This window comes from Pseudoalteromonas shioyasakiensis, assembly GCA_013391845.1.
GTDB classification, from domain to species: Bacteria; Pseudomonadota; Gammaproteobacteria; order Enterobacterales; family Alteromonadaceae; genus Pseudoalteromonas; species Pseudoalteromonas apostichopi.
The window spans coordinates 2,357,097-2,370,837 of sequence record CP058414.1; the positions used below are offsets into that span (position 1 = coordinate 2,357,097).

Sequence of the window (13,741 nt, forward strand, 5' to 3'; positions counted from 1 at the left end):
TAACGATTGTTGTCGTTTAAATGTGTGTTCTTTGAGCGAGCGTGTGCTCGCTCAGCAGTAAATTAATTACGGCTTATTTAAGGTTGATACTCATGTTAGGACCTGAGGCGATATCATCCTCGAACCAACGTGAAGTAATTGTTTTCGTTTCTGTGTAAAAACGAATACCTTGCTTACCATAGGTGTGTTGATCACCGTAGAATGAGCCTTTCCAACCTGTGAAAGAGAAAAACGGTAGTGGCACAGGAATTGGCACATTGATACCAACTTGACCTACTTCGATTTCATGTTGGAATTTACGTGCAGCAGCGCCGCTTGATGTGAATAACGAAGTACCGTTACCGTACGGCGAGTTATTGATAAGCTCAATCGCCTCCTCAAGAGTATCTACAAACATACAAGCCAATACAGGACCAAAGATCTCTTCTTTGTATAAATCCATCTCGGTTGTTACATCAGTAAATAGCGTTGGACCAACCCAGTTACCTTGCTCGTAACCTTCAACAGTAAAGTCAGAGCCATCAATTAAGCACGTTGCACCTTGTGCTTTACCACTTGCGATAAGTGATAAAATACGATCTTTAGCTGCTTTTGATGTTTGTGGGCCGTAAGCCGCGTTAGCATCATCCCATACACCAGGGCGTACGTTTTCAAAGCCTGCTTTAATTTCATCAACCCAGTCTTTTGCTTGACCAACAAACACAGCAACCGAAATACCCATACAACGCTGACCTGCAGCACCTACTGACGCGCCAACTAAGTTATTAACAACATGCGCTTTACTCGCATCAGGCATAATAACCATATGGTTTTTTGCACCTACACAGGCTTGTACACGCTTAAGATTTGCAGTGCCTTTTGAATAGATGTATTCACCAACACCACACGAACCAACAAATGAAATAGCGCGCACTGCTGGATCTTCTAATAAACGGTCAACTTGAGGTTTTGTTCCATGCACAACTTGTAACACCCCTTTTGGTGCACCCGCTTCAACAAATAGTTCAGCTAAACGCATTGGTGTTAATGGATCTTGCTCTGATGGTTTCAGAATAAAGGTGTTACCACACACAATAGCCAGTGGGAACATCCATAATGGGATCATCGCAGGGAAGTTAAATGGCGTAATACCCGCACATACACCTAGTGGCTGCATGTAAGAGTAAGTATCGATTTTACGGGCTACGTTTTCCATTGTTTCGCCCATCATTAATGATGGTGCATTGGCTGCTTGCTCAACAACTTCAATACCACGCCAAACATCACCTTTGGCATCTTCAAATGTTTTACCCAGCTCATGACAAATAATCGTCGCAAGCTCATCATGGTTTTCTTTTAACAGTGCAGCGTATTTCATCATAATGCGCGCACGCTCAGAGATAGGTACTTCTTTCCAAGTTTTAAAAGTTTCTTTTGCAGATTCAATGGCTGCATTCATTTCTGCATCCGTTGCACACGGAACTTGAGCTAACACTTCTTGGTTTGCAGGATTGATAACATCAATCAGCTGCGTTGAACTTGATTGGGTAAATTCGCCGTTGATAAATAAAGGTACTTGGTGCATGAGGCACTCCTCCCCAGTGGGTATAAAGAGGCCGCAACATGATAGTTTTTAAAATACGTTGCGGCTGTGAGAGATTAAGTTCGAAAACGTAATTAAATTGCTTCGACTGCCATAGCAACAGCTTCACCACCACCGATACACAGTGAGGCAACACCTTTGCTAAGACCACGATTCTTTAATGCATGAATTAACGTTACTAAGATACGCGCGCCACTGGCACCAATTGGGTGGCCGAGTGCACAGGCACCGCCATTGACATTTACTTTGCTTTCATCAAGTTTTAACTCGTTAATTGCAAGCATAGTCACCATCGCAAAGGCTTCATTGATTTCCCATAAATCAACATCATTAACAGACCAACCTGCTTTTTCTAAAAGCGATTGCATAGCGCCAACCGGTGCTAGCGTAAATTCGCTAGGTGCTTGTGAATGTGTGCTGTGAGCAACGATACGACAAAGTGGTGTTAAACCTTGTGCTTTAGCATCTGATTCACGCATTAACACAAGCGCTGCTGCACCATCAGAAATTGATGAAGAGTTTGCAGCTGTGATAGTGCCGTCTTTTTTGAATGCAGGACGTAAACCAGGGATTTTATCAGGACGTGCATTACCTGGTTGCTCATCAATCGCAACAGTCACATCACCTTTACGCGTAGAAATAGTATGCGCTGCAATCTCGTTCGCAAATGCGCCGGTTTCAATCGCGCTGTTTGCTTTAGTCAGTGAGCTAAGTGCAAAATTATCCATTTGTTCACGACCAATTGAATACTGATCGGCAGTGTCTTGAGCAAAACAACCCATTGCTTTGTTATCGTAAGCATCTTCAAGGCCATCACACATCATGTGATCTTTTACTTCACCATGACCCATACGCATACCTGAACGTGCATTCGGTAACATATAAGGCGCGTTGCTCATGCTCTCCATGCCACCAGCAACCGCTGAGTTGATAGAGCCTGATTTAATTAAGTCATGGGCAAACATCGCAGCCTTTAAGCCAGAGCCACACACTTTATTAATTGTTGTTGCACCAGTACCTTGATTAAGGCCCGCTTTTAACATCGCTTGGCGCGCAGGTGCTTGACCAAGACCAGCTGGTAATACACAACCCATAATTACTTCATCAATCTTATCGGCTGATAAACCGGCTTGCTCTAAGCTACTTTTAATAGCTGTAGCACCTAAATCAGTTGCGTGTGCACCACTTAGTGCGCCCATAAAACCACCCATAGGGGTACGTTTTGCGGCAACAATAACAACGGCTTCAGTAGTCATAATTGGCTCCATGTAAGTGGTTATCATCATGTGTTCAAATCATGTGTAACCAAACAGTTAATTTGTTATAGTTTAAATTCGATTTAATTCAGCATACATAATATTTACGTTTACGCCAACGTAAATCTAAAATCAACTTTTTTGCGGTCGCTAAAACTGTAAACTTATCTGTATTTTGTTGTATTAAAAATCGAACATCTGCTTACAAGGCTAGATAAATTAGGCTTTTCAACAAATCCAACCAGTTATCTTTATAAGTCTAAAGTATAACCCCCAAATCACCCTTTACCTTTACGTAAACTTCACTTATATTGGTGTTATTCGAATGAGGTAAATAAATCATGAAACAAGACAATCAAACAAACTTCGAAAGCGCAGCAGTTGAACCTGCTAGCAATGAGCAAACGTTTAGTATCAGCGAACTAGCAAAAGAATTTGATATTACAACCCGCTCTATCCGCTTTTATGAAGACCAAGGGCTGATCTCACCTGATCGCAATGGGCAAACCCGTATTTATTCAAAACGCGACAAAGTAAGACTAAAACTTATTCTACGCGGTAAACGCTTAGGTTTTACCTTGGCCGAAACGGGCCGTTTGTTTGAACTGTACGACGCAGATAAATCAAGCGCTAAGCAGCTAGTGACTATGCTTGACCTTATCGCAGAGAAAAAAGCGGACCTAAGCCAACAAATGGACGACATTAAAGTCGTACTGATGGAATTGGTTACAGCAGAACGTCGCTGTCGTGAAACCCTTAATAATTTAGACGAATAACCTGACAACAATCTCGTCAACAGACTCTCACAGGAACACACATTATGAGCACTATTTCACTATACAAAGAAATGAACTTCGGACTTGGCGAAACAGCAGACATGATCCGCGATCACGTTAATAGCTTTGCTAGCCAAGAAATTGCCCCGCTTGCGGAACAAACAGATTTAGACAATGCCTTCCCTAATCAACTTTGGCCACAGCTTGGCGAAATGGGTTTATTGGGTATGACAGTGCCGGAAGAATTTGGCGGTGCAGGCCTTGGTTACCTTGAACATGTCATTGCAATGGAAGAAATTAGCCGTGCAAGTGCATCGATTGGTTTAAGTTATGGTGCTCATTCAAACTTATGTGTTAACCAAATTAACCGTAATGGTACTCAAGCACAAAAAGAAAAATACCTGCCTAAGCTAATCAGTGGTGAGCACATTGGTGCCCTTGCGATGAGTGAGCCAAATGCGGGTTTCTGACGTAGTTTCAATGAAATTAAAAGCTGAGAAAAAAGGCGATGTATTTGTGCTTAACGGTAACAAGATGTGGATCACTAATGGTCCAGATGCCGATACCTTTGTTATCTATGCAAAAACAGACTTAAATGCCGGCCCTAAAGGGATTACAGCTTTCATCGTAGAGCGTAACACGCCTGGATTCTCAACAGCACAAAAGCTAGACAAGCTTGGGATGCGCGGCTCTAACACCTGTGAATTAGTGTTCGAAAACTGTGAAGTACCAGCAGAAAACATTCTAGGTAACTTAAACGAAGGCGTAAAAGTACTTATGAGTGGTCTTGATTATGAGCGTGTTGTACTAGCAGCTGGCCCGCTTGGCATTATGCAAGCATGTATGGACATTGTTGTTCCTTATATTCATGAGCGTAAGCAATTTGATAGCCCAATTGGTCAATTCCAGCTTATTCAAGGCAAAATCGCTGACATGTACACGCAAATGAATGCAGCTCGTTCATATGTTTACACGGTAGCGCGTGCCTGTGACCGCGGTGAAACAACACGTAAAGATGCTGCTGGTGCGATTTTATATGCGGCAGAGCTTGCGACTAAAATGGCGCTTGATGCTATCCAAATCTTAGGTGGTAATGGTTATATCAACGAATATGCGACAGGTCGTTTATTACGTGATGCAAAACTATATGAAATTGGCGCAGGTACATCTGAAATCCGCCGCATGCTAATTGGCCGCGAATTATTCACTGAAAGCCGATAGGACCTTGTTATGACGATTTTAAAATCGAGTGTAAATCCACACGATCCGCAATTTTTGCAAAATCACAACAACATGGCCGCTCTCGTAGGTGATTTACGTGAAAAAGTCGCTGATATCCGTTTAGGCGGTGGCCCTGCCCTGATTGAGCGACACCAAGGTCGTGGTAAGTTGTTTGTTCGTGACCGAATTGAAACGCTACTTGATGAAGGCTCGCCATTTTTAGAGATTTCTCAATTTGCTGCCTTTGGTGTGTACGAACAAGCTATTCCATGTGCGGGTGTTGTTGCCGGTATTGGTCGTGTGAAAGGCGTTGAATGTATGATCATCGCCAATGATGCAACGGTAAAAGGCGGTACATACTTTCCACTAACGGTGAAAAAACATCTACGTGCACAAGATATCGCAGAACGTTGTCATTTACCGTGTATTTATTTAGTTGATTCAGGCGGTGCAAACCTGCCTGAACAAGATGATGTATTTCCAGATAAATTACACTTTGGCCGTATTTTCTACAATCAGGCACGTATGTCTGGTAAAGGCATTCCACAAATAGCGGTCGTAATGGGTTTATGTACCGCAGGTGGAGCATATGTACCGGCTATGGCTGATGAAAGTATTATCGTAAAAGAACAAGGTACAATTTTCTTAGCAGGTCCGCCACTGGTTAAAGCGGCTACAGGTGAAGAAGTGAGTGCTGAAGAGCTGGGTGGTGCTGATGTTCACTGTAAAACATCAGGTGTTGCCGACCACTATGCTGAAAACGATACTCATGCACTTTCTATCGCGCGCCAATGTATCGAACGAATTAACTATCAGCGCCCTACTGCACCCTTACTTGATGATGTTAAACCACCGCGTTACGACATTAACGAAATTTACGGCATTGTTGGTACCGACCTTAAAAAACCATTTGATGTCCGCGAAGTGATTGCCCGTGTTGTTGATGATTCATCATTTGATGAATTTAAACGCTATTTTGGCGAAACCTTAGTAACCGGCTTTGCAAAAATATTTGGTCACCCTGTGGGTATTGTTGCCAACAACGGCATTTTATTCAGTGAATCAGCGCAAAAAGGCGCGCACTTTATACAGTTATGTGCACAACGCAAAATCCCTTTGGTGTTTTTACAAAACATTACTGGCTTTATGGTTGGTAAAAAATACGAAGCCGAAGGCATCGCCAAACATGGTGCAAAAATGGTAACCGCTGTTTCATGTGCTGATGTGCCAAAATTCACCGTGTTAATTGGTGGCTCGTATGGTGCAGGTAACTACGGTATGTGTGGCCGCGCGTTTGAACCAACCATGATGTGGATGTGGCCAAATGCCCGTATCTCTGTGATGGGTGGTGAACAAGCTGCTGGTGTTCTTGCACAAGTTAAACAAGACGGTTTAGCCCGTAAAGGCGAAAGCATGACTGATGAGCAAGTCAGCGAGTTTAAAAAGCCAATTATCGAGCAATACGAAAAACAAGGTCATCCATATTACGCCAGTGCCCGCCTTTGGGATGATGGCATTATCGATCCTGCTGATACTCGCAATGTATTAGGGCTTGCCTTAAGCGCAGCTAAAAATGCACCAGAGCGCGATTCACAGTTCGGCGTATTTAGAATGTAATGGAGGCCTTATGTCAGTAACACTCGAAATAACAAAATCAAATGTGGCTGTGCTGGTACTAAGTCGCCCTGAAAAACACAATGCATTTAACGAAGAAGTCATCAGTGAGCTGATCCGTTTAATTGAACATGCAAATAGCTGTGATGTGCGCGCACTGGTTCTTAAAACCGAAGGTAAGCATTTCTCTGCTGGCGCTGATTTAAACTGGATGAAATCTATGGCTGGCAATGACTTTGCTGAAAACTTAGCGGATTCAATGCAGCTCGCTAAGCTTATGAAAGTACTTGCTACAAGCCCTCACCCAACGGTTTGTGCAGTGCAAGGTGCAGCCTTTGGCGGTGCATTAGGCTTAATTGCCTGTTGTGATATAGCTATATGTCAAGACGATGCACAATTTTGCCTAAGTGAAGTAAAGCTAGGTCTCGTTCCTGCAGTTATCAGCCCTTATGTTATTAAAGCCATTGGTGAGCGCGCTGCACGTCGTTATTTTTTAACGGCAGAGATATTTGACGCTCACACGGCTAAGCAACTTGGTTTAATTCACCAGGTCACTGGCGATTTACAAACAGCCCTCGACAAACACTTACAAAGTCTGGTTAACAATGGCCCTGTCGCTGTCAAAGCAGCGAAGCAGCTTATTAATGATGTCGCAGGTAAAGAAATTGATGATGCACTTATTGAATTAACCGCTGAGCGCATTGCACGCATTCGTGTATCTGAAGAAGGCCAAGAAGGTCTCACTGCTTTTTTTGAAAAACGTGCCCCTAACTGGCAGAAATAGGAACCATTATGACAACAAAATCATTGAAAAAAATTCTCGTTGCCAACCGTGGTGAAATTGCCTGCCGTGTTATGCGTACAGCTAAACAAATGGGCTTAACGACGGTCGCTGTGTACTCAGATGCGGATAAACATGCTCAGCATGTAAAGCTAGCTGATGAGGCGTATCACATTGGCCCTGCACCAAGTAAAGATTCATACCTAGTAGCAGACAAAATCATCGACGTTGCTAAACATGCAGATGTTGATTGTATTCACCCTGGTTATGGTTTTTTATCTGAGAACTGTGACTTTGCACTAGCATGCGAAAAAAATGATATCGCTTTTATTGGCCCGCCAGCATCAAGCATTGAAGCCATGGGCTCAAAAACCCGTGCTAAAGAAATTATGCACCAAGCAAATGTGCCTTTAGTGCCTGGTTATTATGGTGACAATCAAGATACTGATTTCTTACAAGGAGAAGCTGAAAAAATTGGTTATCCAGTACTAATCAAAGCAGCCTTTGGTGGCGGTGGTAAAGGCATGCGAGTTGTTGAACACGCAAAAGACTTTATCAGTGCACTTGAAGGCGCAAAACGTGAAGCTAAAGCCGGGTTTGGTAACGACTTAGTACTTCTAGAGCGCTATGTCACTAAACCTCGCCATGTTGAAGTACAAGTTTTTGCCGATAGTCATGGTAACTGTGTGTACTTAGGCGATCGTGACTGTTCTTTACAACGACGTCACCAAAAAGTAATTGAAGAGGCCCCAGCACCTGGTTTATCTGATGCACTTCGCAAAGAAATGGGTGAAGCAGCGGTACGTTGTGCCCAAGCGATTAACTATCGCGGTGCAGGTACGGTTGAGTTTTTATTATGCGGTGATGAATTCTTCTTCATGGAAATGAACACCCGTTTACAGGTAGAGCACCCAGTAACAGAAATGGTAACTGGTGTTGATTTGGTGAATTGGCAAATCAACATTGCGGCAGGTCAAGCATTACCTCTTAACCAAGCTGATATTCAGCTACAAGGCCACAGTTTTGAAGCGCGTATTTATGCGGAAGATCCTAGCAATGACTTTATTCCGTGTTCTGGTCACATTGACGCCCTATTTACACCGAACGAATCTGAATTTGTACGAATAGATACAGGCATTGCAGCAGGTGATGAAATTAGCCCGTTCTACGACCCTATGATCGCTAAATTAATTGTTCATGACGATAACCGCGAGGCAGCACTGGGGCGTTTATCGAGAGCACTTGAGCAATTTCACCTAGCAGGTTTTAGTTGTAACGTTAATTTCTTACATAACCTTACTAACCACCCTACTTTTCAAGCAGGTGCACCCGATACGCACTTTATTGAAGACCAAGGTGAGCGCCTTGTTGCTAAAAACGAGCAACAGTCAGTTATTGCAACCGTGGTGGCAGCCTATGCGTATGCACATCAACTAAAAGGTGAAAGCAGCAGCCCATGGCAACAATTAACAGGCTTTATGCTAAACAGTGACGCTAAAACCACGATTCCGTTTGTTGATCTAGACGTTCATGCGGTTAAAACCTCAGATGGTTTTAGAATCAGCCTTGACGGGGTTGACTATACAACTTCGGGCAACGTTGAAAATGGCCTTGCAAACCTAGTCGTTAATGGCGAAAAAGTTGTTGCTCATATTAATCAAACAGACTCTCACATCACAGTGATGTACAAAGCACAACAAAAGGTGCTTGAGCTGATTGATAAACACTATATTAGTGAGCACGAAAGTGATGCACTACCACTTGCCGCGCCACTCAACGGTACTGTTGTTAAGCATTTAGTTGAGGTAGGTAGTACTGTTTCTAAAGGTGATGCGGTCGTCATTATTGAAGCTATGAAAATGGAATACACCCTTAATGCCCCGCATGATGGCGTATTAACGAGCTATTGCTTTGCTGAAGGTGAACTGGTGAGTCACGGTGATATGCTAGCGATTGTTGAAGAGCCGGAGGCGTAATGGCACAGTTTCCTGATTTTGTTCGCATTGTAGAAGTTGGCGCCAGAGACGGTTTACAAAATGAAGCAGCCGTTAGTACTCAAGATAAAGTAGCACTGATCAACGCCCTAGCTGAAGCTGGTCTTAAAGATATTGAAGCAGGCGCATTTGTGTCACCTAAATGGGTGCCACAAATGGCTGATTCTAGCGATGTAATAAGCGCTTTAAATTTACCAGACGTTAATTTAAGTGCCCTCACCCCGAATTTACGTGGTGCAGAAGCAGCTAAACAAGTCGACATACAAGAATTTGCTATCTTTACAGCTGCAAGCGAAGCGTTTTGTCAAAAGAACATCAACTGCTCTATTGATGAAAGTATTGATCGCTTTAAAGATGTCATGGATTTTGCCAAAGCGAATAACATTCGTGTTAGAGGCTACGTTAGCTGCGTTATGGGTTGCCCATATCAAGGTGATGTCGACTACAATGATGTATTAAAAGTATCAGAGCGATTACTCGAGCTTGGTTGTTACGAAATTAGCCTAGGTGACACCATTGGTGTGGGTACGGCGAAAAAAGTTGATGAGTTATTAGATTTACTCTTGCAACATATTGATAAGTCGAAACTCGCTGTACATTTTCATGACACCTATGGACAAGCGCTCACAAATATTTACACCGCGCTAAACCGCGGTATAGCAACGGTTGACAGTGCTGTTGCAGGCCTAGGTGGTTGCCCTTATGCCAAAGGCGCGTCAGGAAATGTTGCCACTGAAGATGTAGTTTACTTACTACAAGGGCTTGGCATAGAGCATGGAATTGATTTAGAAAGACTGGCGAAAGCTGGTTGGGCTATTTGTAGTGCATTAAATAAACAACCTGTCAGCAAGGTATCACTTGCTCTAAAGAACACTCAGAATAATTAAGGAGTAGGCTCATGGCCGGTTTCGATAAAGTGGTTTCAAGTTATGAAGCTGCAATGGAAGGTTTAAAAGATGGCGATACCATTATCGCTGGTGGCTTTGGCTTATGTGGTATTCCTGAAGGACTTATCAGTGAAATTAAGCGTAAACAAACTAAAAACCTAACAGTTGTTTCGAACAACTGTGGTGTAGATGATTTTGGTTTAGGCATTTTACTTCACGATAAACAAATTAAAAAAATCATCGCTTCTTATGTTGGCGAGAATGCGCTTTTTGAACAACAACTTTTAAATGGCGAAATTGATGTAGTTTTGACACCGCAAGGGACGCTCGCTGAAAAAATGCGTGCTGGTGGTGCTGGTATTCCAGCATTTTATACTGCAACGGGTTACGGTACCCCTGTTGCCGAAGGTAAAGAAGTCAAAGAGTTTGATGGCCGCCCGTATATCTTAGAAGAATCAATTACTGGTGAGTTTGCCATTGTTAAAGCTTGGAAAGCAGACCGCTACGGTAATCTTGTATTTCGCCATACAGCAATGAACTTCAACCCGATGGCTGCGACAGCAGGTAAAATTACTGTTGCTGAAGTAGAAGAGATTGTAGAACCAGGTGAACTTGAGCCAAGCCAAATTCATACCCCAGGTATTTATGTTAATCGCGTGATCAAAGGCGACTTTGAAAAACGCATCGAACGTGTAACAACTCGCGATTAAGGAGCAATAAAATGGCATTATCACGTGAACAAGTTGCAATGCGTGTTGCACAAGAGCTACAAGATGGCTATTACGTAAACCTAGGTATTGGTATCCCTACTCTAGTTGCTAACTATGTCCCAGATGGCATCGAAGTCATGCTACAGTCTGAAAATGGCTTACTAGGCATGGGTGCGTACCCAACTAAAGACCAAGTTGATGCAGATATGATCAATGCGGGTAAAGAAACCGTGACAGCAGCCACAGGTGCAGCAATATTTAATAGTGCAGATAGTTTTGCCATGATACGGGGTGGTCATGTAGACTTAACAGTATTAGGTGCATTTGAAGTTGACCAGAACGGTAACATCGCATCGTGGATGATCCCAAAGAAGCTAATTAAAGGCATGGGTGGCGCGATGGACCTCGTTGCTGGCGCGAAGAATATTATTGTTACGATGACTCATGCAAGCAAGCATGGCGACTCTAAGTTATTAGAAAGTTGCACTTTACCGTTAACTGGGGTTAACTGTGTAAAGAAAATCGTAACTGATTTAGCCGTACTAGAAGTTAAAGACGGCGCATTTCATCTAATCGAACGCGCTCCAGGCGTGTCGGTAGACGAAATCATTAGCAAAACGGCAGGCAAATTGCTTGTTGAAGGTGATGTTCCAGAGATGGCTTTATAAGCTACTCACATCCCATGTACCGACCTCATTCCCAGTGCCAATGGCGCTGAGTTACCCAAAATCCCTCGCAAGAGGGATTTTTTTTATCTAAAGTTAGCCTTTCGCCGCACCATTTTGTCACATAAATAGTATAAAATGCCCTACCTTAGTGAATCGCTAGTATCTATTACTTAGACTATTACCAAAAAGGTAAAACTGCTAAGATCACTTTTTTGCTAAACATTAGCCTAAACATAGATTAAACGAGCGATTCGCGGCTGTTTTTTATACAATATAGCAAGAGTTAGCTATATTCATTCTTTAATCTCTATTTTTTTACATTTTGGGATAATAATTGCTTAGCAGTTAATTAACTAACAAGCGCTATTGAGACTTACTGAAATTAACTATGCAAACACCTATTCGTGGCTTACGCTCATTTTGTTTTGCTGCTCGCACTCTTAGCTTTAAAGATGCAGCAAACCAACTTTACCTTACGCCTTCTGCCGTAAGCCATCAGATCAAACAATTAGAAGAACAATTGGGTATTGAACTGTTCGAACGTCAAACCCGCTCTATCCGCTTAACTGCGGCTGGTAAGAATTTTTATGACTCTGTATCGCCGCTTATTAAAGCGCTAGAAAAAACCATCAATGAGTTTAGTCAGTTACAAGAAAATGTGACTATTAGTATTACGCTACCTGAGTTTTTCGCCAGTGAGCTTTTAATGCCAAAACTAAGCGAATGGACTAGCGAACATCCAAATACAAACTTACAGCTTAATACCTTAAAAACGCGTAAAGAACTGACTAAGCAAAGCGACTTGTCGATTGTATTGTCTTCGTCTAAACCGCATGAAGGCGTTGTACATGAGCTATTTTCGCTATCGTACACACCAGCTTGCAATAAAGAAAACTGGCAAGCATGGCAAGAAAACCCGTTTCAGGCCTTAAACGAAGTACCTCTTATTCTTCATAAAGCACGGCCGTGGGCTTGGCACCAATGGGCAGAGCATGCTGGTATTGATGACTTTGCACCAAAACAAATTATTCAGGTTGATAGTATGTTTGGTGTGGCACGTGCGGCTCAACAGGGCATGGGTATTGCTCTTATCCCCTTGCCAATTAGTCAAACTTGGTTTGATGAGCAGTGGTTATTTAATTTCACCGATATGCCACTAAAAACCAAAGATAAGTACTACTTAGTACAACACGAGCCGGCAGAAACCAATGCACAACTAGAGCTATTTATTAAATGGATGATAGATACTTTTAAACACCTTAAGTGAGTGATAGAGCGTAATGACCCTCAAGTTAATTGAGGGTCAATTTTTAAAATTTAGCTTTTAGACTTGGTCACCAAAATACTCACTTTGTTTTCACCAATTTCAAAAGAAGCCTGTTTACCATATTCCACAATAAAAGAAGGAGTAAAAGATCTTCCAGCGAGTGTGATAGATGTTTCTATAGCCGCCGTATTCTCTTTTTGTGGTGTAACTTTAACTTCATAGCTAAACCCCTCACCTATAGAGATGGTCGCAAGTTGTTTTTCTTCCACCCGCATTACTGGCGATGCTAGTAGCTCATTCGCTTTATAAACAGATGTTTCAACTTGAAAACTATCAGCTGCGAAACAACTTGTTGATGCTAAAAATACTCCAGCTACTAAACCTAACTGTTTTTTCATATTTATTTCCTTATCTCATTTATAGGGTTTGTCCGTAATTAATATCAGTTAGTACGTTTATTTGATACACGGAAATTTCTGAATGTTAATTATCTCTATCAAAGCTCTCGATAATACACATCAATGGTATGTGATATAGCTTCATAGCTGTTATTTTCGTGTTTAAAACACGCTTTTCTTAGTTCCTTCTCTTCGTAGTTTTTACCTGCAACAACGACTTGATCTAAAGTTTGTGAACGTGCACAAAATTGTCTTTTTGAAATTGTTTCTATTTTGACTGATTCAGCTTTTGAGCGCGGCAATGAACTAGGCTTTGGGTTTTGCTTCATGCCTTCAAGTAACTGAGCTTTAGTAACAGGCACAGTATCTGACCCTACCCCTGGAACATGCAATGTTTGTTTAATCGTATAGTTTTTACTTAATAATGGCGCAAACAAAGATACATCGTTGCTCAAATAAGCCTGCTCAAAATTAAGATAAACAGCGACTTTATCTTCAGCAGCATTGGCAATAACAGGCCCTATAAGTAACAACGCGAATATCAGTTTCATGGTTATACGCTTATTTTTATGAATAAACTCAATGAC

At 42.2% G+C, this 13,741-nt stretch carries 12 protein-coding genes and 1 pseudogene; 9 read left to right on the plus strand and 4 right to left on the minus strand.

Annotated elements, in window-relative coordinates; all coding sequences use genetic code 11:
- Nucleotides 1-73: 73 nt before the first annotated feature.
- Nucleotides 74-1,564 (minus strand): CoA-acylating methylmalonate-semialdehyde dehydrogenase, encoded by a 1,491-nt coding sequence (locus tag HYD28_10835; GenBank protein ID QLE09410.1) that lies wholly within the window; start codon nucleotides 1,562-1,564, stop codon nucleotides 74-76.
- A gap of 92 nt (nucleotides 1,565-1,656) precedes the next feature.
- Complete coding sequence (locus HYD28_10840; GenBank protein ID QLE09411.1) at nucleotides 1,657-2,838, minus strand: acetyl-CoA C-acyltransferase; 1,182 nt, start codon at nucleotides 2,836-2,838, stop codon at nucleotides 1,657-1,659.
- A gap of 341 nt (nucleotides 2,839-3,179) precedes the next feature.
- On the opposite strand from HYD28_10840, the gene HYD28_10845 reads away from it, so the two are divergent.
- The 9 genes and pseudogenes from HYD28_10845 to HYD28_10885 all read left to right on the plus strand — a co-directional run bounded on the left by HYD28_10845 (nucleotide 3,180) and on the right by HYD28_10885 (nucleotide 12,756).
- Nucleotides 3,180-3,614, plus strand: a complete 435-nt coding sequence (locus HYD28_10845) for a MerR family DNA-binding transcriptional regulator (GenBank protein ID QLE09412.1) — start codon at nucleotides 3,180-3,182, stop codon at nucleotides 3,612-3,614.
- Nucleotides 3,615-3,658: 44 nt separating this feature from the next.
- Nucleotides 3,659-4,835: pseudogene (locus HYD28_10850) on the plus strand (isovaleryl-CoA dehydrogenase).
- A gap of 9 nt (nucleotides 4,836-4,844) precedes the next feature.
- Nucleotides 4,845-6,452: a methylcrotonoyl-CoA carboxylase gene (locus tag HYD28_10855; protein ID QLE09413.1), complete on the plus strand. Its 1,608-nt coding sequence runs from the start codon at nucleotides 4,845-4,847 to the stop codon at nucleotides 6,450-6,452.
- 10 nt (nucleotides 6,453-6,462) lie between these two features.
- Nucleotides 6,463-7,233, plus strand: coding sequence for an enoyl-CoA hydratase/isomerase family protein (locus tag HYD28_10860; protein ID QLE09414.1), 771 nt, complete (start codon nucleotides 6,463-6,465; stop codon nucleotides 7,231-7,233).
- An 8-nt stretch (nucleotides 7,234-7,241) separates the two neighbouring features.
- Entirely contained in the window at nucleotides 7,242-9,206 is a 1,965-nt protein-coding gene (locus tag HYD28_10865) for an acetyl/propionyl/methylcrotonyl-CoA carboxylase subunit alpha (protein QLE09415.1), read from the plus strand.
- Complete coding sequence (locus HYD28_10870) at nucleotides 9,206-10,111, plus strand: hydroxymethylglutaryl-CoA lyase (GenBank protein QLE09416.1); 906 nt, start codon at nucleotides 9,206-9,208, stop codon at nucleotides 10,109-10,111. Before HYD28_10865 ends, HYD28_10870 begins: the two co-directional genes overlap by 1 nt.
- An 11-nt stretch (nucleotides 10,112-10,122) precedes the next feature.
- The gene (locus HYD28_10875; GenBank protein ID QLE09417.1) at nucleotides 10,123-10,821 is read left to right on the plus strand and encodes a CoA transferase subunit A; all 699 of its coding nucleotides are present in this window, start codon (nucleotides 10,123-10,125) and stop codon (nucleotides 10,819-10,821) included.
- Between the two features lie 11 nt (nucleotides 10,822-10,832).
- Nucleotides 10,833-11,489, plus strand: a complete 657-nt coding sequence (locus HYD28_10880) for a CoA transferase subunit B (GenBank protein ID QLE09418.1) — start codon at nucleotides 10,833-10,835, stop codon at nucleotides 11,487-11,489.
- 388 nt (nucleotides 11,490-11,877) lie between these two features.
- Nucleotides 11,878-12,756: a LysR family transcriptional regulator gene (locus HYD28_10885; GenBank protein QLE09419.1), complete on the plus strand. Its 879-nt coding sequence runs from the start codon at nucleotides 11,878-11,880 to the stop codon at nucleotides 12,754-12,756.
- Between the two features lie 50 nt (nucleotides 12,757-12,806).
- Here HYD28_10885 and HYD28_10890 read toward each other — a convergent pair whose 3' ends face one another.
- A complete protein-coding gene (locus tag HYD28_10890) occupies nucleotides 12,807-13,154 on the minus strand; it encodes a hypothetical protein (protein QLE09420.1) in 348 nt (115 codons plus the stop codon).
- Between the two features lie 98 nt (nucleotides 13,155-13,252).
- Nucleotides 13,253-13,705, minus strand: coding sequence for a hypothetical protein (locus HYD28_10895; GenBank protein QLE09421.1), 453 nt, complete (start codon nucleotides 13,703-13,705; stop codon nucleotides 13,253-13,255).
- Nucleotides 13,706-13,741 lie beyond the last annotated feature (36 nt).

What these genes read in the sequence shown, in the direction of transcription:
- HYD28_10835 (QLE09410.1), bottom strand. Translation starts at nt 1,564, where the DNA reads ATGCACCAAGTACCTTTATTTATCAACGGCGAATTTACCCAATCAAGT.
- HYD28_10840 (QLE09411.1), bottom strand. Translation starts at nt 2,838, where the DNA reads ATGACTACTGAAGCCGTTGTTATTGTTGCCGCAAAACGTACCCCTATG.
- HYD28_10845 (QLE09412.1), top strand. Translation starts at nt 3,180, where the DNA reads ATGAAACAAGACAATCAAACAAACTTCGAAAGCGCAGCAGTTGAACCT.
- HYD28_10855 (QLE09413.1), top strand. Translation starts at nt 4,845, where the DNA reads ATGACGATTTTAAAATCGAGTGTAAATCCACACGATCCGCAATTTTTG.
- HYD28_10860 (QLE09414.1), top strand. Translation starts at nt 6,463, where the DNA reads ATGTCAGTAACACTCGAAATAACAAAATCAAATGTGGCTGTGCTGGTA.
- HYD28_10865 (QLE09415.1), top strand. Translation starts at nt 7,242, where the DNA reads ATGACAACAAAATCATTGAAAAAAATTCTCGTTGCCAACCGTGGTGAA.
- HYD28_10870 (QLE09416.1), top strand. Translation starts at nt 9,206, where the DNA reads ATGGCACAGTTTCCTGATTTTGTTCGCATTGTAGAAGTTGGCGCCAGA.
- HYD28_10875 (QLE09417.1), top strand. Translation starts at nt 10,123, where the DNA reads ATGGCCGGTTTCGATAAAGTGGTTTCAAGTTATGAAGCTGCAATGGAA.
- HYD28_10880 (QLE09418.1), top strand. Translation starts at nt 10,833, where the DNA reads ATGGCATTATCACGTGAACAAGTTGCAATGCGTGTTGCACAAGAGCTA.
- HYD28_10885 (QLE09419.1), top strand. Translation starts at nt 11,878, where the DNA reads ATGCAAACACCTATTCGTGGCTTACGCTCATTTTGTTTTGCTGCTCGC.
- HYD28_10890 (QLE09420.1), bottom strand. Translation starts at nt 13,154, where the DNA reads ATGAAAAAACAGTTAGGTTTAGTAGCTGGAGTATTTTTAGCATCAACA.
- HYD28_10895 (QLE09421.1), bottom strand. Translation starts at nt 13,705, where the DNA reads ATGAAACTGATATTCGCGTTGTTACTTATAGGGCCTGTTATTGCCAAT.